General features: G+C 70.1%; 16 protein-coding genes, 1 tRNA gene and 1 pseudogene. 11 read left to right on the top strand and 7 right to left on the bottom strand.

Annotated features, from left to right (window positions below):
* Positions 1–122: 122 nt before the first annotated feature.
* The 6 genes and pseudogenes from rsmG to rpmH all read right to left on the bottom strand — a co-directional run bounded on the left by rsmG (position 123) and on the right by rpmH (position 3,244).
* Entirely contained in the window at positions 123–866 is a 744-nt protein-coding gene (gene rsmG / locus MTQ01_RS00980) for a 16S rRNA (guanine(527)-N(7))-methyltransferase RsmG (RefSeq protein WP_247486372.1), read from the bottom strand.
* Positions 863–1,366, bottom strand: a complete 504-nt coding sequence (locus MTQ01_RS00975; protein WP_247486371.1) for a R3H domain-containing nucleic acid-binding protein — start codon at positions 1,364–1,366, stop codon at positions 863–865. Before MTQ01_RS00975 ends, rsmG begins: the two co-directional genes overlap by 4 nt.
* Before the next feature lie 11 nt (positions 1,367–1,377).
* A complete protein-coding gene (gene yidC / locus MTQ01_RS00970) occupies positions 1,378–2,427 on the bottom strand; it encodes a membrane protein insertase YidC (RefSeq protein WP_247486370.1) in 1,050 nt (349 codons plus the stop codon).
* A 45-nt stretch (positions 2,428–2,472) separates the two neighbouring features.
* A pseudogene (yidD, locus tag MTQ01_RS00965) lies at positions 2,473–2,718 on the bottom strand (membrane protein insertion efficiency factor YidD); the annotation flags it as partial.
* Positions 2,715–3,083 (bottom strand): ribonuclease P protein component, encoded by a 369-nt coding sequence (rnpA, locus tag MTQ01_RS00960; protein WP_247486369.1) that lies wholly within the window; start codon positions 3,081–3,083, stop codon positions 2,715–2,717. The gene rnpA and the pseudogene yidD, both read right to left, overlap by 4 nt.
* A 23-nt stretch (positions 3,084–3,106) precedes the next feature.
* On the bottom strand, positions 3,107–3,244 hold the full coding sequence (rpmH, locus tag MTQ01_RS00955; protein WP_003949374.1) for a 50S ribosomal protein L34: 138 nt from the start codon (positions 3,242–3,244) through the stop codon (positions 3,107–3,109).
* 685 nt (positions 3,245–3,929) lie between these two features.
* On the opposite strand from rpmH, the gene dnaA reads away from it, so the two are divergent.
* The 9 genes from dnaA to MTQ01_RS00910 all read left to right on the top strand — a co-directional run bounded on the left by dnaA (position 3,930) and on the right by MTQ01_RS00910 (position 17,940).
* The gene (dnaA, locus tag MTQ01_RS00950; protein ID WP_308294341.1) at positions 3,930–6,086 is read left to right on the top strand and encodes a chromosomal replication initiator protein DnaA; all 2,157 of its coding nucleotides are present in this window, start codon (positions 3,930–3,932) and stop codon (positions 6,084–6,086) included.
* Positions 6,087–7,680: 1,594 nt separating this feature from the next.
* Complete coding sequence (gene dnaN, locus MTQ01_RS00945; protein ID WP_247486368.1) at positions 7,681–8,811, top strand: DNA polymerase III subunit beta; 1,131 nt, start codon at positions 7,681–7,683, stop codon at positions 8,809–8,811.
* Between the two features lie 171 nt (positions 8,812–8,982).
* The gene (gene gnd / locus MTQ01_RS00940; RefSeq protein WP_247486367.1) at positions 8,983–9,861 is read left to right on the top strand and encodes a phosphogluconate dehydrogenase (NAD(+)-dependent, decarboxylating); all 879 of its coding nucleotides are present in this window, start codon (positions 8,983–8,985) and stop codon (positions 9,859–9,861) included.
* A 143-nt stretch (positions 9,862–10,004) separates the two neighbouring features.
* On the top strand, positions 10,005–11,129 hold the full coding sequence (gene recF, locus MTQ01_RS00935) for a DNA replication/repair protein RecF (protein WP_247486366.1): 1,125 nt from the start codon (positions 10,005–10,007) through the stop codon (positions 11,127–11,129).
* Complete coding sequence (locus MTQ01_RS00930; RefSeq protein WP_247486365.1) at positions 11,126–11,899, top strand: DciA family protein; 774 nt, start codon at positions 11,126–11,128, stop codon at positions 11,897–11,899. Before recF ends, MTQ01_RS00930 begins: the two co-directional genes overlap by 4 nt.
* A gap of 328 nt (positions 11,900–12,227) precedes the next feature.
* Positions 12,228–14,306: a DNA topoisomerase (ATP-hydrolyzing) subunit B gene (gene gyrB, locus MTQ01_RS00925; protein ID WP_308294340.1), complete on the top strand. Its 2,079-nt coding sequence runs from the start codon at positions 12,228–12,230 to the stop codon at positions 14,304–14,306.
* Between the two features lie 41 nt (positions 14,307–14,347).
* A complete protein-coding gene (gene gyrA, locus MTQ01_RS00920; RefSeq protein WP_247486364.1) occupies positions 14,348–16,999 on the top strand; it encodes a DNA gyrase subunit A in 2,652 nt (883 codons plus the stop codon).
* 105 nt (positions 17,000–17,104) lie between these two features.
* Positions 17,105–17,716, top strand: a complete 612-nt coding sequence (locus MTQ01_RS00915; protein ID WP_247486363.1) for a DUF3566 domain-containing protein — start codon at positions 17,105–17,107, stop codon at positions 17,714–17,716.
* A gap of 150 nt (positions 17,717–17,866) precedes the next feature.
* Positions 17,867–17,940: transfer RNA gene (locus MTQ01_RS00910), tRNA-Ile, on the top strand.
* Positions 17,941–18,091: 151 nt separating this feature from the next.
* Here MTQ01_RS00910 and MTQ01_RS00905 read toward each other — a convergent pair.
* On the bottom strand, positions 18,092–19,015 hold the full coding sequence (locus tag MTQ01_RS00905) for a PE-PPE domain-containing protein (protein ID WP_247486362.1): 924 nt from the start codon (positions 19,013–19,015) through the stop codon (positions 18,092–18,094).
* A gap of 329 nt (positions 19,016–19,344) precedes the next feature.
* Here MTQ01_RS00905 and MTQ01_RS00900 point away from each other — a divergent pair, with 329 nt between their 5' ends.
* The gene (locus MTQ01_RS00900; RefSeq protein ID WP_211041725.1) at positions 19,345–19,482 is read left to right on the top strand and encodes a DLW-39 family protein; all 138 of its coding nucleotides are present in this window, start codon (positions 19,345–19,347) and stop codon (positions 19,480–19,482) included.
* A gap of 694 nt (positions 19,483–20,176) precedes the next feature.
* Positions 20,177–21,580 (top strand): hypothetical protein, encoded by a 1,404-nt coding sequence (locus MTQ01_RS00895; RefSeq protein ID WP_247486361.1) that lies wholly within the window; start codon positions 20,177–20,179, stop codon positions 21,578–21,580.
* Positions 21,581–21,848: the final 268 nt, after the last annotated feature.

Raw genomic sequence — 21,848 nt, 5'->3', positions numbered from 1 at the left:
ATGACGGTTGCTTGGAGCACACGCCCCGCACCGTACGGCCCAGCGCGTCGACTCCGACGCAAGAGAACCGCCGGCCCGGGGCAGAAAGCCCCGGGCCGGCGGTCACTACAGCAAGCAAGCCGTCAACGGGTACGGCGTCGACGGGTGGCACGCCCCACCCGGGCGGCCTTGGCACGCTTCGCGGCGAACCGGACGCCCCCGGGGCTCTCGCCCACCTCGGCTCGTACGACCGTGGAGAGCGGGTCCACCACGCCGTCGCCGACCTGCACGACGGAGGTCTCGACCACGCCGAGCTTCTGCAACGCCGCGCGGGCGCCCAGCAGTTCCTCCTCCGCGGTGTCGCCCTTGATCGCCAGCATCTCGCCGTACGGGCGCAGCAGCGGTACGCCCCAGCCGGCCAGCCGGTCCAGCGGCGCCACCGCGCGGGCGGTGACGACATGCACCGGCTCCAGCGAGCCGAGCACCTCCTCCGCCCGGCCGCGCACGACCGTCACATGGTCCAGGCCCAGCAGTTCGACGACCTCCCGCAGAAAGGTCGTACGACGCAGCAGCGGCTCCAGCAGGGTGATCTGCAGGTCCGGTCGCACCAGCGCCAGCGGGATGCCCGGCAGACCGGCTCCCGAGCCGACATCGCAGACCGTGACGCCTTCCGGCACCACTTCGGAGAGCACCGCGCAGTTGAGCAGATGGCGCTCCCACAGCCGTGGGACCTCACGAGGTCCGATGAGACCGCGCTTGACGCCCGCCTCGGCAAGGAGCTCGCCGTAACGCTGTGCCTCGCCGAAGGACTCACCGAAGAACTCGCGCGCGACTTCAGGAGCGGCAGGCAGCTCCTGAAGTCGCGGCGTTCCGCTCTGCTCCGTCACGGAAGGACGACCACGCAGCGGTTCGGCTCCTCGCCCTCGGACTCGCTCCGCAGGCCCTCGGCCGCGACGGCGTCGTGCACCACCTTGCGCTCGAAGGGCGTCATCGGCCTGAGCTTGACGGGCTCGCCCGCGGACTTCGCCTCTTCGACCGCCTTGGTGCCCAGCTCGGTGAGCTCCTCGCGCTTGCGCGCACGGTGGCCGGCGATGTCCAGCATCAGCCGGCTGCGGTCGCCGGTCTCGCGGTGGACGGCGAGACGGGTCAGCTCCTGCAGCGCCTCCAGCACCTCGCCGTCGCGCCCGACGAGCTTCTGGAGGTCGCGGGTGTGCGCGTCGCTGATGATGGAGACCAGCGCCCGCTCGCCCTCGACGTCCATGTCGATGTCGCCGTCCAGGTCTGCGATGTCGAGCAGACCCTCCAGATAGTCAGCCGCGATCTCACCCTCCTGCTCGAGTCGGGTCAGGGTGTCGGTGCCCTCAGCGGCCTCGGTGGTGTCGGTCACCGATGGACTCCTCACTTCTTGCTCTTCGCGGACTGCTTCTTCTTGCCGTGGTTCGGGCGCTTGCCCTGTGCCTTGCCCTGATGCGACTTGCTCTGACCGGGCTTCTTCTCGGCCGGCTTGTTCATCGAGACGGTGGAGTCACGCTGCGACTTCGACTGGCGCTTGGGCTGCGTACGAGTGGCCCGGGCACGCTCGGCGGCTTCCTTGGCCTCGACCTCGGCCGGGTCCACCTTGATCTTGCCCTTGGCGATCAGCTTCTCCTGGCGCTGCTTGTAGGCGATCGAGCCAGGGGTGGGGTTGCGCTTGAGGACGTACATCTGCTGGCCGAGCGTCCAGACGTTGGTGGTCAGCCAGTAGACGAGGACACCCACGGGGAAGTTGATGCCGAAGACGGCGAACATGACAGGGAAGACGTACATCAGGATCTTCTGCTGCTGCATGAACGGCGTCTTGACCGTGAGGTCGACGTTCTTCGTCATCATCTGCCGCTGTGTGTAGAACTGCGACAGCGACATCATCACGATCATGATGACCGTGACGACACGGACCTGAGTCAGCGAGGCTTCGAGTTCCGCAATCTTGCTGGCGGAGTCCATGAACTTCGTCGCGATCGGAGCGCCGAAGACGGTCGCCTCGCGAGCGCTGTCGACCTGGTCGGAGTTGAGAACACCAACCGTCTTGTCCTGCGCGATCTTGTTGAGCACCTGGAAGAGCGCGATGAAGAACGGCGACTGCGCCAGAATCGGCAGACAGCTGGAGAGCGGGTTGGTGCCCGTCTCCTTGTACAGCTTCATCATCTCTTCGGACTGGCGCTGCTTGTCGCTCTTGTAGCGCTCCTGGATCGCCTTCATCTTCGGCTGGATCGCCTGCATGTTCCGCGTCGCCTTGATCTGCTTCACGAAGAGCGGGATCAGGGCGATACGGATGACGACGACCAGGAACACGATCGACAGTCCCCAGGCCCAACCACTGTCCTCGTGGAAGACCAGGCTGAACAGCGAGTGGAACTGGACGATGATCCAGGAAACTGCGACATAGAGAGGACCGAGGATCGTGTCCACGAATCAGGCTCCTTGGGCGTTGGACTGGGTCCGATGCTGCCAGCGGTTGCGAATCCGCTGATGCCAGACCGGGTGCTTCCGGGCAGGAACGTGGTCGACGCCGCCGGGCGACCACGGATTGCAGCGCAGGATGCGCCAGGCGGTCAGTGCCGTCCCTTTCACCGCTCCGTGCCGGTCGATCGACTGGTACCCGTAGTGCGAACACGATGGGTAGTACCGGCAGACCGGCCCGAGCATCGGGCTGATGGTCCACTGGTAGAGCTTGATCAACCCCAGCAGCGGGTACTTCACGACGGTGGCCCTCCAAGCAGCCGCTGCAACGCAGCGTCGAGATCCCGGGCCAGTTGCCTGTGGTCCGCTTCTCCCGCGCCGGGCAACGCCCGCACCACCACCAGGCTACCTGCGGGCACCGAGGCCAGCCGGTCGCGTATCAGGTGACGGAGGCGACGCTTGACGCGGTTGCGGACAACGGCGTTCCCCACGGCCTTGCTGACGACGAAACCCGCACGCGCGGGAGGAGTCGAATCCCCGAGCGCATGCGGGTTTCTACCGCTGCGTAGATGGACGACGAGCGACGGGCGTCCGGCTCGGCGCCCTCGTCGTACCGCGACCGCGAAGTCCTCGCGCCGCCTCAGCCGGTGCTCGGTAGGCAGCACGTCATGACCTGCGGGTCAGGCTGTCAGGCCGACAGGCGGGCGCGACCCTTGCCACGGCGCGACGCGAGGATCGCGCGGCCGGCGCGGGTCCGCATGCGCAGCCGGAAGCCGTGGGTCTTCGCACGACGACGGTTGTTCGGCTGGAAGGTGCGCTTGCTCACTCGGGGGCTCCAGTAAAGACGTGCGTCTCGGATGAGACGGAATGTGGGCGCCGACTGGCTGTCACCGTGCGCCCACGAGTAGCTCGCAACGCCCGAGTGCACCGCTTCGGATCCCAGTGGATCGTTGCCCATCGGAGGCAGGCGGCAGCAGCCATCGACAACTCGACCTCGATACGGTACGCGCGGCTACTCCATCCGGTCAAACCCGGCCCAGGTGATCGCGAGCGCACCCATCGCCCGCCGGACTGTCCGACGTCGTCCGACGGCCCGGCAGTAGGGCTACACCGTACGCCAGGCGCCGACACCCCCGTACCCACAGGGGTGACCTGGCATGGCACCTTTACACACACCCTGTGGACAACAACTTGAGGCGCCGCTGCCCGGCGCACTACCGTGACGTACTTCGCCCTGCTTCCGACCGCCCCGTGGACCAACCGTGCGTCGAGCACCGACCGCCCGTCGGGTCCGTCGCACAGGCCACGACCGGTCGTGCCGGAACGGCTGCGCGCGGCCCGAGCAGCCGTGACGGATCCGACAAGCCGGACGAGACCCGACGGCACCGACAGACGCCAGAGCAAGAACAGCCAGAGCAAGAACAGCCGAGCAAGAATCCGACGAGACCCGGCGAGGCCCGCAGCGGCTCCGGGAAGAAGTGTCCTCCCCCGAGTTGAGAGAAGCGTGCCCCGTGGCTGAACTGCCTGCCGATCTTGCCGCAGTGTGGCCGCGTGTGCTGGACCAGCTCCTTGACGAGGGGCAGGGCGTCGAAGCCAAGGACCAGCGGTGGCTGCGCGACTGCCAGCCCCTGGTCCTGGTCTCCGGCACCGCGCTGCTCGGCGTGCCCAACGAGTACGCCAAGGGGGTCCTCGAAGGACGTCTGGCGCCGATGATCACCGAGGCGCTCAGCCGCGAGTGCCAGCAGGCCATCCGGCTCGCGATCACCGTGACCGATCCGCTGCCCGCGCCCGCACCGATTCCCGAACCGCGCGCGCAGCACCCCTCGGAAGCGCGGCACACCTCCGAGGCGCGGCACTCCCCGGACAGCCGCCACGCCTCCGAGCCCCGTCACGCCGCAGAGGGCCGGCACACCCCCGAGTCTCGGCAGCAGGGCTTCGATCCGCGCCGCGCCGAGGACGGACGCCGGCCCGAGGAGCCCCAGCGCTACGAGGAGCCGCAGGGCTACGAGCAGCCGCAGCGCTACGACTCCCAGCCCGGCTACGAGCAGCCCGGCTATGAGAAGAGCGGTTACGAGCCGGGCGGGTACGAGGAGCAACAGACCTACGAGGACCGGGAGTTGCCCACCGCGCGTGCCGCCTACCCGGACTACCCGCACGCCCCGCGGCCGCAGGCCCGGCCCGAGCACCAGCCCGGGGCGTGGCCGCGCCGGGACGGCGATTCCTGGCAGCCGCGCGAGAGCTACGGGCACCCGCCCCAGACACACGCACCCGGCGGATACGACAACGGTTCCTACGGCGGGTACGAGGGCTACGAGAGCACCTACGAGAACTACGACGGGTACGAGGGCTACGACGCCCGCCCGCCCGGCCAGCGCTCGCACCCCGGCGGCGACCGTCCAGGCGCCGGCCCCGGCCACCAGGGCGGCGGGGCCTCCGGGTCCGGGCGGCAGGGCCCGCCCGGTGGCGCAGGCGCGGGCGGCCACACCGGCTACGACCCGCACCCGGGCGCACACCCCGGCACCCGCCCCGGTCTGTCCCCTCAACGCTTCGACGAGGCACCGCAGTTGCCCGCGCCCAGCGGTGCACCCGGTCCGCTGGCGGCCCAGCCGGCGCCGGCGACCGGCCCCGGCGAGCCGACCGCGCGGCTCAACCCGAAGTACCTCTTCGACACCTTCGTCATCGGGGCGTCCAACCGGTTCGCGCACGCCGCCGCCGTCGCCGTCGCCGAGGCACCCGCCAAGGCGTACAACCCGCTCTTCATCTACGGCGAGTCCGGCCTCGGCAAGACGCACCTGCTGCACGCGATCGGCCACTACGCCCGCAGCCTCTACCCCGGTACGCGGGTGCGGTACGTGAGCTCGGAGGAGTTCACCAACGAGTTCATCAACTCGATCCGGGACGGCAAGGCCGACGCGTTCCGCAAGCGGTACCGCGACATGGACATCCTGCTCGTCGACGACATCCAGTTCCTCGCCCAGAAGGAGTCGACGCAGGAGGAGTTCTTCCACACCTTCAACACCCTGCACAACGCGAACAAGCAGATCGTCCTCTCCAGCGACCGGCCGCCGAAGCAGCTGATCACCCTGGAGGACAGGCTGCGCAACCGCTTCGAGTGGGGCCTGATCACCGACGTCCAGCCGCCCGAGCTGGAGACCCGGATCGCGATTCTGCGCAAGAAGGCGGTGCAGGAGCAGCTCAACGCCCCGCCCGAGGTGCTGGAGTTCATCGCCTCGCGCATCTCCCGCAACATCCGCGAGCTGGAGGGCGCCCTGATCCGGGTGACCGCGTTCGCGAACCTCAACCGGCAGCCGGTGGACCTCGGGCTCACCGAGATCGTCCTCAAGGACCTCATCCCCGGCGGTGAGGACGCGACTCCGGAGATCACCGCTCCCGCGATCATGGCCGCCACCGCCGACTACTTCGGCCTGACCGTGGACGACCTCTGCGGATCCTCGCGCAGCCGGGTGCTGGTGACGGCCCGCCAGATCGCCATGTACCTCTGCCGGGAGCTGACCGATCTCTCGCTGCCGAAGATCGGCGGGCAGTTCGGCGGCCGGGACCACACCACCGTGATGCACGCGGACCGCAAGATCCGCGCGCTGATGGCGGAGCGGCGCTCCATCTACAACCAGGTCACCGAGCTGACCAACCGCATCAAGAACGGCTGACGCCCGAACCGCAGGCGACCCGGGAGCCGCCGCGGCTTCGGTGCGCCCCCGGCCGGCCCGGCCGGCCCGGCCGGTGCGGGCGGCCCGGGCGGTGGCCCGTCGCCGACCCGACCGCCCCTACCCGAGCAGTCGCCCGTGCCCGAGCGGTCGGGTCGGCGACGCCCGGTGGACGCACAACTCGGAGGGCTCAGAGGGCCGGTGAGGCTCAGAGGGCCGGTGAGGCTCAGAGGGCCGGTGAGGCCCGGGAGGCCCGGAGGACTGCGGTCGTACGCCCGGCGCTGTCCGGCCGAGAGCTGGGGACGTCCGGGGCGCGGTTGAGCCGCAACGCCCCGTCGCCGCCACGACCGCGCCCGCGCCCGCCCGTCGGCGCACGACACCGCGGCGCCCGGCTCATCCGCGGGTTCGCTCCCCGGCCGGTGCCCCGCTCCGGACGGCAGCCACCGCCTCTCCGCCTTGACTGTGTCCTTCTCCTTGGTCCTTGTTCTTGTGCCGTGCCTTGCCGTGTCCGTGCTGCTGCCTCGGCTTCTTCTCCCGCTGTGTTGCTCCCCGCCGTGTGCACGTGAGCGGGTCGGGCTGTGCCGGGCAAACGCCGCGCGGGCCGGACGACTTGGGCCGCGACCTCGGGCGCGGACCGCGGCGCTGATCGTCTCTTCGGGCTCCTCGTACTCGGGGATCCGACGCAGCTTCCCCGCAGCACCCGCGCTCCGCGACGGGCTCCGGCGGCGCGTCCGGACGGCGTTCCGATGCGCGACGCGCGCGCCCAACCGGAGTGAGCGGCCGCCGTGTTGCCCGTTCGCAGAACTCGCAAACCATCGCATTCCACGCATATCCGCCAGCCGCAGCAAGCGAGCGGGAAGGCCGACGGGCTCGTCCGGCGTCTCCGAAGTGTTCGAATCCACAGCTCAGAGGGGGTGTCATCCACAGAAACCCCCAGGCGTGGACTTCCACACCCTGGGGAGTACTCAGTTTTCCAGACTGCGTCCACATACAAGGCAGTTGAGGTAGCGTCATCGCAGGTCGGAGGGGTGTGGATTTGTGGAGCAAACTTGTCCACAGCCTGGGGAAACCTGAGGGCCCGTCAGCATCGACGGCTGGTTGTCCACTGCTCGCCCACAGGGAGGGGTGGGTTGTCCCCAGCTTCTCCACACCTCTGTCCACTGTTCGGAAACCCAACTCGCCCTCTCACTGGTTCGAGTGAAGCGCGTCACACGGAACCGCGAGATTGATCTGTTGAGAACCGGGGTAATCCTGGGGACGGAGCTGTGGGCAAGTACCGCTCTCCTGGGGACGGGATGTGCACAACTTCCGGCCGTCCACAGAAACCCCTGGTTCATCCACTGGTCCGCCCACAGGCGACGTGGATAAAAAATCGCCTCTGACCTGTGAGAAGGCAGTTCTCCACCGTTTCCACAGCACCTACTACTGAGACCACATAGTTAGAGCTCGGAATTCGGTTTGAAGCAGGTCCTGTGCACAAGTTGGGTTCGACCGGCTCGGCCCGCGCCTCGATGACTTGACCCCGAGCAGCAACAGGTGTCAGCGGTGTGCGTCAGACTGGTCCCCGGCAACCAGCAACAGCAGGAGGCGGCTGAAGGTGAAGATCCGGGTAGAGCGCGACGTCCTGGCGGAGGCGGTGGCATGGGCCGCCAAGAGCCTCCCTGCCCGCCCACCGGTCCCGGTACTCGCCGGACTGCTGCTCAAGGCGGAGGAGGGCTCGCTGAGCCTCTCCGGTTTCGACTACGAGGTCTCGGCGCGGGTTTCGGTCGAGGCAGAGATCGAGGACGAGGGCACGGTCCTGGTCTCCGGCAAGCTGCTCGCCGACATCTGCCGTGCGCTGCCGAACCGTCCGGTGGAGATCTCCACAGACGGTGTACGGGTGACCGTCGTCTGCGGCTCGTCGCGGTTCACGCTCCACACCCTGCCGGTCGAGGAGTACCCCTCGCTGCCGGAGATGCCGACCGCGACCGGGACGGTGCCGGGCGAGGTCTTCGCCTCAGCCGTCCAGCAGGTGGCCATCGCCGCCGGCCGTGACGACACCCTGCCGGTGCTCACCGGTGTGCGGATCGAGATCGAGGGCGACACCGTCACCCTGGCCTCCACCGACCGCTACCGGTTCGCCGTCCGCGAGTTCCTGTGGAAGCCCGAGTCGGCGGACACCTCCGCGGTGGCCCTGGTGCCGGCGAAGACGCTGCTGGAGACCGCGAAGGCGCTCAGCAGCGGCGACCACGTCTCGCTGGCGCTCTCCGGCTCCGGTGCGGGCGAGGGCCTGATCGGTTTCGAGGGCGCGGGCCGCCGTACGACGACGCGGCTGCTGGAGGGCGATCTGCCCAAGTACCGCACGCTCTTCCCCACCGAGTTCAACTCGGTGGCCGTGATCGAGACCGGCCCCTTCGAGGAGGCCGTCAAGCGTGTGGCCCTGGTCGCCGAGCGGAACACCCCGGTGCGGCTCAGCTTCGAGCAGGGCGTGCTGATCCTGGAGGCCGGCTCGAACGACGACGCACAGGCTGTGGAGCGGGTCGACGCCCAGCTCGACGGCGACGACATCTCGATCGCCTTCAACCCCGGCTTCCTGCTGGAGGGCCTCAAGGCCATCGAGTCGCCGGTCGCCCAGCTCTCGTTCACCACCTCGACCAAGCCCGCGCTGCTCGGCGGCAAGCCGGCCCTGGACGCGGAGGCGGACGACACCTACAAGTACCTGATCATGCCTGTCAGGTTGAGCGGCTGACTGCCCTTCCGAGCAGGGGTTTCGCCGAGTTCGTATGAGCGGCGGAGCCCACAGACGTGCAGCGGAGGGCGGGCGTAGGCTCGTTCCGTCAGGCAGTACACAGGCGGTGCGTTTCTCGCCCGCCCGCGTGCGGTGTGTCCCGTGCGTGGTGATCTTCAGAAAGGCCCGCTGATGGAGCTCGGTCTCATCGGTCTCGGCAAAATGGGCGGCAACATGCGCGAGCGCATCCGCCGCGCAGGCCACACCGTCGTGGGATTCGACCGCGACGCGGCGCTCGCCGACGTCCACAGCCTCAAGGAGCTGGTGGACTCGCTCAGCGGGCCGCGCGTGGTGTGGGTGATGGTGCCGGCCGGCGCCGCGACCCAGTCGACGATCGACGAGCTCGGCGAGCTGCTGTCCCCCGGCGATGTCGTGGTGGACGGCGGCAACTCCCGCTGGACGGACGACGAGAAGCACGCGCAGGAGCTGGCCGCCAAGGGCATCGGCTTCGTCGACTGCGGTGTCTCCGGCGGTGTCTGGGGCCTGGAGAACGGCTACGCGCTGATGTACGGCGGCGCGGCCGAGGACGTCGCCAAGGTGCAGCCGGTCTTCGACGCGCTCAAGCCCGAGGGCGAGTTCGGCGCGGTGCACGCCGGTAAGGTCGGCGCCGGCCACTTCGCCAAGATGGTCCACAACGGCATCGAGTACGCCATGATGCAGGCCTTCGCGGAGGGTTGGGAGCTGCTGGAGGTTGTCGACTCGGTGACCGATGTGCGGGAGGTCTTCCGGTCCTGGCAGGAGGGCACCGTCATCCGCTCCTGGCTGCTCGACCTCGCGGTGCGTGCGCTGGACGACGACGAGCACCTGCACGAGCTGCGCGGCTTCGCCCAGGACTCCGGCGAGGGCCGGTGGACGGTGGAGGCCGCCATCGACAACGCGGTGCCGCTGCCGGCCATCACCGCCTCCCTGTTCGCGCGCTTCGGCTCGCGCCAGGACGATTCGCCGCAGATGAAGATGATCGCCGCGCTGCGCAACCAGTTCGGCGGCCACGCGGTGGAGAGCAAGAAGTAGCCGACGGCGGGCAGTTGCCCGACACGCGTTGTCCACAGGGTGTCAACAGCCCTGTGGATCAAGCAGGTTGACGATCACAGCGGACAGTGAGAGGCCGGGCGGGAGCGTTCCCGCCGCCGGCTGCGGAAGGTGGGCGAACGGCGATGCACGTCACCCACCTCTCGCTTGCCGACTTCCGCTCCTACCCGGCCGTCGAGGTGGCGCTCTCCCCCGGTGTCACCGCTTTCGTCGGGCCCAACGGGCAGGGCAAGACCAACCTCGTCGAGGCCGTCGGCTACCTGGCACATCTGGGCAGCCACCGGGTTTCGACGGACGCCCCGCTGGTGCGCCAGGGCGCCGAGCGCGCGGTGCTGCGCGCCGCGGTCGTCCAGGGCGAACGCCGTCAGCTGATCGAGCTGGAGCTGAACCCGGGGCGGGCCAACCGCGCCCGGATCAACCGCTCTTCGCAGGTCAAGCCGCGCGATGTGCTGGGCATCCTGCGCACCGTGCTGTTCGCGCCGGAGGACCTCAGCCTGGTCAAGGGCGACCCCGGTGAGCGGCGGCGTTTCCTCGACGAGCTGATGACTGCCCGTTCGCCGCGCATGGCCGGAGTGCGGGCCGACTACGACCGGGTGCTCAAGCAGCGCAACACCCTGCTGAAGACAGCGGCCATGGCCAGGCGGCACGGTGGACGCAGTATGGACCTGTCCACCCTCGACGTCTGGGACCAGCATCTGGCCACCGCGGGAGCCGAGTTGCTGGCCCAGCGGCTCCAACTTCTGCATGTGCTCGAGCCGTTGGTGGACAAGGCGTACGAGGAGCTTGCCCCGGGCGGTGGCCCGGCGCGGCTGGCGTACCGCGGTTCCGGCGGGGAGCTGCCCGGCGGGGACCGGGCGGAGCTGGCGCGGTGGTTGCTGGAGGCGCTGGCCGGGGCGCGCAAGCAGGAGATCGAGCGCGGGGTGACCCTGGTCGGTCCGCATCGCGACGAACTCCTGCTGCGCCTGGGCGAGTTGCCCGCGAAGGGGTACGCGAGCCACGGCGAGTGCTGGTCATACGCGCTGGCGCTGCGGCTGGCCTCGTACGACCTGCTGCGGGCGGAGGGGAACGAGCCGGTGCTGGTGCTGGACGACGTCTTCGCCGAGCTGGACAGCCGCCGGCGGGACCGTCTGGCGGAGCTGGTGGCGCCCGGCGAGCAGGTGTTGGTGACGGCGGCGGTCGCCGAGGACGTGCCCGGGGCTCTGGCGGGCGCGCGGTACGCGGTGGCCGGCGGGGAGGTGACGCCGGCGTGAGCAGCGAGCGGGAGCAGCAGTCGGGTGCGGCTGCGTCGGGCCGCGGGCAGGGAGCGCCCGGCAGCAGCCCGTCCGGCAGCGGCGCAAACGGCACCGGCGCAAACGGCAGCAGTGCAGGCGGCAGCGGCGCCGCCGGAAACAGCCCGTCCGGCAGCGGCGCAAACGGCACCGGCGCAAACGGCAGCAGTGCAGGCGGCAGCGGCGCCGCCGGAAACAGCCCGTCCGGCAGCGGTCCGGACGCGCCGTCGGACGGCGGGCGGGAGGCGCCCCGGCATTCCGGGCTCGACCTCGCGCGGGTCGCGCTCCAGGCGGCGCGGGAGCGGGCGAAGGAGCGCGGCGCGGACGCCCGGCAGCGGCGCCAGGTGCGCGAGGGCGGCGGGCCGCGCTCGGGCGCGCGTCGGGACGGCCGGGACCCGCTGCCGCTCGGAGTGGCGCTGGAGCGGCTGAAGGCCGAGCGCGGCTGGGAGATGCCGATGGCGGTCGGCGGGGTCGCCGGGCGCTGGGCGGAGATCGTCGGGGAGAAGAACGCGGAGCACTGGCAGCCCGACCGCTACGACGAGGAGAGCCGGGTGCTCGCGGTGCGCTGCGACGAGGCGGCGTGGGCCACGCAGCTGCGCCACATGGCCCCGGATCTCGTACGCCGGTTGAACCAGGAGCTGGGCCGGGGCACGGTGCGCGCCATCAAGGTTCTGCCGCCCGGCGGCGGGCCGCGTCGGTACGGGTCGCTGCGGGTGCCGGGCACCTCGCGCCGGGACGCCGACGGCTGGTGAGCGTCGGGTCGTGCCGGCGGTACGTCCCGCCGGTACCTCCTCCGGTGCGGTGACCGTGCCGTCTGTGCAGGTCAAAGCGGTGTGCAGGGTGATTGCGCACACAGTGACGAGTCGTTGTCGGTGAGAAGCGCTGAGTGCCGGTGTGAGCGTCCCCGGCCCCTGGTCCCCATATGGGGAGTCGGCGGAAGGAGGTTCAGGGCGGCACATGCGGACTCAGGCGGCCTCAAACCCCCATTCACTCCTTCGGTAGCGGTAGACTGACTCGTATCCGCGAGCTCGCGGACCCAGTCGAACGACGCAGCCGCTCCCGGAGCCGGGAGTCCGGCTTGTGCTGTGCCAGAAAGGGCGCTTCGTGGCCGATTCCGGCAACCCCAACGAGAATCCGTCGTCCGCCGACTCCGTGCCGGGGGACGCAGTTCCCGTGGCCGCGGGTGAGGCGTCGTACGACGCGAGCGCGATCACCGTCCTGGAGGGTCTGGACGCGGTCCGCAAGCGGCCCGGCATGTACATCGGGTCCACCGGCGAGCGCGGTCTGCACCATCTGGTGCAGGAGGTCGTGGACAACGCCGTGGACGAGGCGATGGCCGGCCACGCGGACACCATCGACGTGACGATCATGGCCGACGGCGGCGTGCGCGTCATCGACAACGGCCGCGGCATCCCGGTGGGCATCGTTCCCTCCGAGGGCAAGCCCGCGGTCGAGGTCGTGCTGACCGTGCTGCACGCGGGCGGCAAGTTCGGCGGTGGCGGGTACGCCGTCTCCGGCGGTCTGCACGGCGTCGGCGTCTCCGTGGTGAACGCCCTGTCCAAGCGGGTCGCCGTCGAGGTCAGAACGGACGGCCACCGCTGGACCCAGGACTACGAACTGGGCGTGCCGACCGCTCCGTTGGCGAAGAACGAGGCCACCGAGGAGACCGGGACGTCCGTGACGTTCTGGGCGGACGGCGACATCTTCGAGACGACCGAGTACTCCTTCGAGACGCTCTCCCGGCGGCTCCAGGAGATGGCGTTCCTCAACAAGGGTCTGACCATCTCGCTGACCGACGAGCGCGAGTCGGCGAAGCAGACCTCGGGCGCCGACACCACGGACTCCGCGGACGACGACAAGGCGCGCACGGTCACGTACCACTACGAGGGCGGCATCTCCGACTTCGTGCGCCACCTCAACTCCCGCAAGGGCGAGCCGGTGCACCCCTCGATCGTCGACATCGAGGCCGAGGACACCGAGCGGATGCTCTCGGTGGAGATCGCGATGCAGTGGAACACCCAGTTCACCGAGGGTGTCTACAGCTTCGCGAACACCATCCACACGCACGAGGGCGGCACCCACGAAGAGGGCTTCCGGGCGGCGCTGACCGGTCTGGTCAACCGCTACGCGCGGGACAAGAAGCTGCTGCGCGAGAAGGACGACAACCTCACCGGTGAGGACATCCGCGAGGGTCTGACGGCGATCATCTCGGTCAAGCTGGGCGAGCCGCAGTTCGAGGGCCAGACCAAGACCAAGCTCGGCAACACCGAGGCGAAGACCTTTGTGCAGAAGGTCGTCCACGAGCATCTGACCGACTGGTTCGACCGCAACCCGGTCGAGGCCGCGGACATCATCCGCAAGGGCATCCAGGCGGCGACGGCCCGGGTCGCGGCGCGCAAGGCGCGTGACCTGACGCGGCGCAAGGGCCTGTTGGAGACGGCCTCGCTGCCCGGCAAGCTCTCGGACTGCCAGTCCAACGACGCGTCCCGGTGCGAGATCTTCATCGTCGAGGGCGACTCGGCCGGCGGTTCGGCCAAATCCGGCCGCGACCCGCAGTGGCAGGCGATCCTGCCGATCCGCGGCAAGATCCTCAACGTCGAGAAGGCGCGGATCGACAAGGTCCTGCAGAACACCGAGGTCCAGGCGCTGATCTCGGCCTTCGGCACGGGCATCCACGAGGACTTCGACATCGAGAAGCTCCGCTACCACAAGATCATCTTGATGGCGGACGCCGACGTCGACGGCCAGCACATCAACACCCTGCTGCTCACGCTGCTGTTCCGCTTCATGCGTCCGCTGGTGGAGGCGGGCCACGTCTTCCTCTCCCAGCCTCCGCTCTACAAGGTCAAGTGGGGCCGCGACGACCACCAGTACGCCTACTCCGACCGCGAGCGGGACCAGCTGATCGCGCTCGGCCGCTCGCAGGGCAAGCGGATCAAGCACGACTCCGTCCAGCGCTTCAAGGGTCTGGGCGAGATGAACGCCGAGGAACTGCGCATCACCACGATGGACATCGACTCCCGGGTGCTGCGCCAGGTGACCATCGACGACGCGGCGGCGGCCGACGACCTGTTCTCCATCCTCATGGGTGAGGACGTCGAGTCGCGGCGCAACTTCATCCAGCGCAACGCCAAGGACGTCCGCTTCCTCGACATCTGAGTCGGCCCGAAGCCGCATCCAGAAAAGGAACTTGAACAGCAATGGCCGACGAGAACACCCCAGGCACCCCGCCCGAGGCGGAGCAGCCCGACGCCGCGGTGACCGCCGAGGAGCCGACCCAGCGCATCGAGCCCGTCACCCTCGAGACGGAGATGCAGCGCTCGTACCTCGACTACGCGATGAGCGTCATCGTCTCGCGTGCGCTGCCGGACGTGCGGGACGGGCTCAAGCCCGTGCACCGCCGTGTGCTGTACGCGATGTACGACGGCGGGTACCGGCCCGAGAAGGGCTTCTACAAGTGCGCCCGCGTCGTCGGCGACGTCATGGGCACGTACCACCCGCACGGCGACACCTCGATCTACGACGCGCTCGTACGCCTCGCCCAGCACTGGTCGATGCGGATGCCGCTGGTCGACTCCAACGGCAACTTCGGCTCCCCGGGCAACGACCCGGCCGCCGCGATGCGTTACACCGAGTGCAAGATGGCGCCGCTCGCCATGGAGATGCTCCGGGACATCGACGAGGAGACCGTCGACTTCCAGGACAACTACGACGGGCGCAACCAGGAGCCGACGGTCCTGCCGTCGCGCTTCCCGAACCTCCTGGTGAACGGCTCGGCCGGTATCGCGGTCGGCATGGCCACCAACATCCCGCCGCACAACCTGCGCGAAGTCGCCGCCGGCGCCCAGTGGTTCCTGGAGAACCCGGAGGCCACCGGGGAGGAGCTGCTCGACGCGCTGCTCCAGCGCATCAAGGGCCCCGACTTCCCCACCGGCGCGCTGGTCGTGGGCCACCGCGGCATCGAGGAGGCGTACCGCACCGGTCGCGGCTCGATCACCATGCGGGCCGTCATCGAGGTGGAGGAGATCCAGGGCCGTCAGTGCCTGGTCGTCACCGAGCTGCCGTACCAGGTCAACCCGGACAACCTCGCGCTGAAGATCGCCGACCTGGTCAAGGACGGCCGGGTCGCCGGCATCGCCGACGTGCGGGACGAGACCAGCTCGCGCACCGGCCAGCGACTGGTGATCGTCCTCAAGCGGGACGCGGTCGCCAAGGTCGTGCTGAACAACCTGTACAAGCACACCGATCTGCAGACCAACTTCGGCGCCAACATGCTGGCCCTGGTCGACGGAGTGCCGCGCACCCTGTCGCTGGACGCCTTCATCCGCCAGTGGGTCGCCCACCAGATCGACGTCATCGTCCGCCGCACCCGCTTCCGGCTGCGCAAGGCCGAGGAGCGCGCCCACATCCTGCGCGGTCTGCTCAAGGCGCTGGACGCCATCGACGAGGTCATCGCGCTGATCCGGCGCAGCGACACGGTCGACGTGGCGCGCAGCGGCCTGATGGGCCTGCTGGAGATCGACGAGATCCAGGCGAACGCGATCCTGGAGATGCAGCTGCGCCGACTGGCCGCCCTGGAGCGGCAGAAGATCACCGCGGAGCACGACGAGCTCCAGGCGAAGATCAACGAGTACAACGCGATCCTCGCCTCGCCCGAGCTCCAGCGCAGCATCATCAGCAAGGAACTGGCGGAGCTGGTCGACAAGTTCGGCGACGACCGGCGCACCAAGCTGGTGCCCTTCGAGGGCGACATGTCCATCGAGGACCTGATCGCCGAGGAGGACATCGTCGTCACCATCACGCGTGGCGGCTATGTCAAGCGCACCAAGACCGACGACTACCGGGCGCAGAAGCGCGGCGGCAAGGGCGTGCGCGGGACGAAGCTGAAGGAGGACGACATCGTCGACCACTTCTTCGTCTCCACCACGCACCACTGGCTGCTCTTCTTCACCAATAAGGGCCGGGTCTACCGCGCCAAGGCGTACGAATTGCCGGACGCCGGGCGGGAGGCGCGCGGCCAGCACGTGGCCAACCTGCTCGCCTTCCAGCCGGACGAGCAGATCGCCCAGATCCTGGCCATCCGCGACTACGAGGCCGTGCCCTACCTGGTGCTGGCCACCAAGTCCGGTCTGGTGAAGAAGACGCCGCTCAAGGACTACGACTCGCCCCGTTCCGGCGGTGTCATCGCGATCAACCTCCGGCAGATGGCGGACGGCCGCGACGACGAACTCATCGGCGCGGAGCCGGTGTCCGCCGAGGACGACCTGCTGCTGGTCAGCAAGAAGGCCCAGTCGATCCGCTTCACCGCCTCCGACGACACCCTGCGGCCGATGGGCCGGGCGACCTCGGGCGTGAAGGGAATGAGCTTCCGCGAGGGCGACGAGCTGCTGTCCATGAACGTCGTACGGGCGAACACCTTCGTCTTCACCGCCACCGACGGCGGCTACGCCAAGCGCACCCCGGTCGACGAGTACCGGGTGCAGGGCCGCGGCGGCCTCGGCATCAAGGCGGCGAAGATCGTCGAGGACCGCGGCGAACTCGTGGGCGCGCTCGTGGTGGAGGAGACGGACGAGATCCTCGCGATCACGCTGAGCGGCGGAGTGATCCGCACGCAAGTCAGCGGTGTCAGGGAGACCGGTCGTGACACCATGGGCGTCTCGTTGATCAACCTGGGCAAGCGGGACGCCGTCGTCGGCGTCGCCCGCAACGCCGAGGAGGGTCGCGAGGCCGAGGAAGTCGAGGCCGTCGTCGAAGCGGCCGTGGAGGCTGCCGCGGAGCAGCGGCCGTCCGACGCGGAGGCCGAGGACCGCGAGACCTCGGAGAGCAGCGAGAACACCGGCAGCGAGGACTGACGTCGTGAGCGTGACTGCGGATGAGGCGGTCCGGGTCGTGTGCCCGGCCGCGCTCGTCCGCCCGCGCGCGGCGTACAGCGCCTACCCCACCGTGCGGGAGCGACGATGACCAGTGCCCAGCCTTCTCAGCCCCAGGCACAGCCGCACTATCCGCCGCAGGCCTACCCGGCCCCGCCGGGCGGCCCGGGGCCCCAGCCGCCGCAGGCCCCGCCGCGGGACTCCGGCGAACGGGACCGGTCGGCCCGGGACTCGGGCCGGGGCCCGACCGGCGGCCCCGCGGAGGAGGCCGAGGACCTCGGACACGACAGTGCCCGGCGCCCGCGGACCAACGCGCGGACGGTCCCCCGAGTGCGCAAGGCGCGGCTGCGCGTCGCGAAGATCGACCCGTGGTCGGTGATGAAGGTCAGCTTCCTGCTGTCCATCGCCCTCGGCATCTGCACGATCGTGGCCGTCTCGGTGCTGTGGATGGTGCTCGACGCGATGGGCGTCTTCTCCTCCATCGGCGCCACGTTGGGCGAGGCGACCGAGTCCGCGGACGGCGGCGGCTTCGATCTGGAGTCCTTCCTCTCGCTGCCGAGGGTGCTGCTGTTCACCTCGGTGATCGCGGCGATCGACGTGGTGCTCGCGACCGCGCTCGCCACTCTTGCCGCCTTCGTCTACAACCTCTCGGCCGGCTTCGTCGGCGGAGTCGAACTGACGCTGGCGGAGGACGAGTAACCCCTCTGGTCCGGCACGGATCCTCGCAGTTGGCGGGCCCCGGCGGCACTGTTGCCGCCGGGGCCCGCCGCCCGTCGGGGAGCCGCCGGGGAGCGCCCGGGAAACGATTTGGGGCACAGGCTGATGTGCGCTAATCTTTCGGTGCAGCGCGGGGCTATAGCTCAGACGGTTAGAGCGCTTCCCTGATAAGGAAGAGGCCACAGGTTCAAGTCCTGTTAGCCCCACAGCAGCGAGGCCCCCGGCGGATTTCCGTCGGGGGCCTTTTTCTGTGCCCGCTGTTCGTACCGGCCGCCCGTCCCCGCGCCGGCCGGGAGTCGGTCGGGGCGGGGACAGGTTCCGTGCGGCGGTTGTTGGCCGGGCCGGGTGGTGCGTGGCTCAGTCCGTGGGGACGGAGAGCCAGGGGAACTCGTTGAGGCGGTCGCGCTGTTCGGCCGGGAGCGCGGCGGCGACGAGCTTGCGGATCTCGGCGACCTTCGCCTTGGCGGCGGGCATGTCGCCGTTCAGCCACTCGTAGGGCGGCGGGACCGGGATCGGCAGCGGGGCGCCGTGCGGGACGCGCGGCGGCTGGTCGATGACGAAGTTGCCGGTGCCCTGCTCGTGGTGCGGGTCGATGGCGTACTGGTGGTCGGTCATCAGGTAGCCGACGACGCCGTTGGCGAATCCGAGCAGGTTGGTGATCGGGTTCTCGGAGTGGCAGATGCCGTCGTTCTTGTTGCAGATCGTCTTGACGTCGATGTTCTCGATCGGGCGCGGGCCGCGCATGGTCATGCCGGGCATGAACGACGGCAGGTTGGTCATGACGCCGCCGGGGCCGCCGTTGACGCCGGGGCGGCGCGCGTCGGCGTAGAGGACGCCGTTGATCCGGGAGTGCGGGACTGCGTCGGAGTCGGAGAACACCTTGAGGGTGTCGCCGGCGACGAGTGCGCCCTGCGAGTACCCGGTGATGGTGATCTTCGAGCCCGGGCAGGCCGCGTGGAAGTCCTTGACCTCCTTGGTCATCTTCTCGACGCCCTCGGCGACGGAGTCGTCCAGGGAGATGGTCTGGCCCGGCAGCGGCCAGATCGACGCCGAGTAGGAGATCTTGGTGAAGCCGACGCCGGCCGGGAGCTTGGCGTTGCTGGCGTCGAAGACCTTGCCCTCTCCGTCGCCGTTGCCGCCGGCCTGGAAGAGCATCGTGTCGACGCAGGCCGTGGGCGCGGCGGCCGTGTCGGAGGCGTGGGCCGTGCCGGCCGCCAGGGCGGTCACGGGTATCAGGGCGGCGCCGGCCAGGAGGGCCGTGTTACGGATTCTCGTGCGCACTAACGCACCTCATCTCGCGTGTGGTGACGGTCGGTTGGCGTTCGCGGGACTTCAGTGGCGGGCCCACGTTTTTCACGAACGCTGGTGTTCACAGAGTCGAGGCGAGGAGCGCCGAAAGGGAGGGGGATGCGCGGCAATTCATCAGATCCGCACAGTGCGCACACGAAATGCACAGGCGGGTGCGTTCTGTCGTGCTCGCGCCGAGGTCTGGGAGGGTGGGCCGACAGGCCCGATACGCCGGGTGCACGCCTCCGTGGTGAGCGCGTACGTTCGGTATCATCGGGCGCCAGAATGGTTTTCGACGTCTTTGAGAAGGACGAGGTAGCGCCGTGAAGAAGCTTCTCCTGGTCGCGCTGGCCGCCATCGGTGGACTCCTCGTGTACCGCCAGATCCAGGCGGACCGGGCCGAGCAGGACCTGTGGACGGAGGCCACCGACCCCGTGCCGTCCTCCGGCCAGGGTGTCTGACCCCCGCAAGCAGTCCAGAGTCTGGTGAAGCCCCGGCTGCAGGCCGGGGCTTCGTCGTGCGGCGCCCGTGGCACGGGCGCGCGGTGTACGGGCGGGACCGGCTCGTGAGCCGTGTGCGCCGGGGTGCGAGGGGCGCCGGGGCCCACGTGTTGCAGGACCGTGACGGCCCTCCACTTGAGCTATGCGAGAGCAAACTCATACGGTCGTGGCAGCTTCGGGACGTCGGCGCACACCGTGCGCGTCCCGAGTCGTGTGCCGGTGCACCGCACGCCGTCCGGACCGGGGGAAGAGGCATGAGCCGTACGCGCCGAGGCCGAGGTGTGCCCGAGGTGTGCGGGCGCCGGGGTCCGCAGGTGGTCATCGGCCCTGTGCGGAACGGGAGTTGGGCGCCGGTGCTCGCGAACGTTGCTGATGTCAACAGGTTGCCCGAGCCCCGGCGGCGCGGCCGGGCGGGGCGTACGGCCGCGGCGGTGCGGGCGCGCGGTGGTGCCTTCGTGTGCCGGCGGTACGGAGGCCCGGTCGCCGGGCGCACGGTCGATCGCCGGGCGCGCGGTGGGCCGTCGGATGCGCGGTGGGCCGTCGGCGTGAACGAGCCGAGGGCCGGACGACGGGGGTGAACACCCCCGCGCGGCGGGAGAGTTGGAGCCCGGGCACGATGGAGCGGCCGGGCAGGGGAGTCGAACGAGGGGCGCGGATGAAGACGCGAAGTGGGGCAAGTGCCGGTCGGCCTCGGGCCAACCGGTCGGTCGCGGCGCTGGCCGCCCTGTGCACGGCGGCCGTCGCGCTGCCCGCGACCACCGCACGTGCGGCCGACGAGCAGGGCGGCAGTGCGGCGGAGCCCGCCGCGTACACGGTCGCGGAGGACGCCCGGGAGGTCGAGGGCACCGAGGGCAGCACCGACGCCCCGGACCTGGCCGACACCGGCTACTACAAGGACACCCTCGGGCCCGGTGAGACCAAGCACTACCGCGTCGATCTGGACTCCGAGCAGACCGCGCACCTGTCCGCCCTCGCCCACCCGGCGGCGGGCATCAAACTCGGCGACTACGACTCGCTGGAAGTGGAGTTGGCCGGCACCGACGGCACCTCCTGCTCCTCCGACGACGCCGCCTTCCAGGGCGACACGACGCCGTACCCGATCGTGGCGTACGCCTCGCGCCGGATCGGCGGGGACTCGGACGAGTGCCAGCAGGCGGACCAGTACCTCTTCACGGTGACGCGGCCGGACGAGTCCGGCTCGGACCCCGGCGACTGGCCGATCGAGATCCGTTACGCACTCGAACCCGGCCTCAAGGGCAGCCGCCCGGCCGTTCCGCCCAAGGGCAGTTGGAGCAGTGAGCCGCCCGCGCCGCCGAGCGGGCAGGCCAAGGAGGTCAGGGGCGGTACGGGCATGAGCACCGCCCGGCCGGTCGCCGCCGGCGTCTGGCGCGACCGGGTGCTGCCCGGCGAGACGCGCTACTACCGGGTGCCGGTGGACTTCGGTCAACAGCTCTTCGCCCGGGTCGAGTTGCCCAACGCCCCGAAGGCGGGCGAGGAGAGCAGCCGGGAGACGGTGTACAAGGGTTTCGCCCTGCACGCCTACACCTCCGCCGGCTGCGCGGTCGTTCACGACAACTTCGAGTCCTACGACGGCGGTCAGAGCGCCGCCTCCCTCGGGCTGCGCCCGATCGACTACGGCAACCGCTACGACAGCGAGGGCCGGGCGCTGAGCACCGCCGGCTTCTACACCCTCGCCGTCACCATGAGCGCCGACCTCCAGCAGTACTTCCCCGAGGACGGCGCCGCCGTCACGCTGCGGGTCAATCTCCGCGGTGCGCCCGAGGAGGCGCCCGACTACGACGGGGACGCGAGGGCCGCCGGTTTCGCCGTCACCGACGAGGACCGGGACGCCGCGCGCGAGGGGCTGAGCGCCGACGAGGCGGCGGGCAGCGGGGCGATGCTGGTCGTCGGCATCGTGGGCATCGGTTCCGGCGTCGCGCTGGTGCTGGGCCTCGGAGCGTGGACGGCGCTCGCCCGCAGGCGTACCGCCGTCGCGGGCGCGGGCGTTGCTGGCGGCGGTCCGGGCGGCCTGGGCGGTCCGGGCGGTCCGCAGCGGTAGCGCGGCGGCCGGTGCGCACCGTATCGGCCGCACCGCCGTAGCCGGCCCGGGGTGGCGATGCGCCCCGGGCCTCCGTGTGCCCGGACTCCGGCCGGGCGGCGCCCGTTCGCGGGCGGCCGGGGCCCGCGTCCGCGGGGGGACGGGGGCGGCGCAGGTACGGGCGGGAGCGCGCGGTCCGGGCACGGGCACGCGTACGGGCCGTACGACGTACGGGTCTTACGACGTACGGGCCGTATCGCGTACGGGTCTCACGGCACACGCCGCCCCC

Origin of the sequence: Streptomyces sp. XM4193 (genome assembly GCF_023072595.1) — a bacterium.
Taxonomy (GTDB): domain Bacteria; phylum Actinomycetota; class Actinomycetes; order Streptomycetales; family Streptomycetaceae; genus Streptomyces.
Note: the sequence above shows the minus strand (reverse complement) of the source record. Positions and strands in the feature narration are given on the sequence as shown.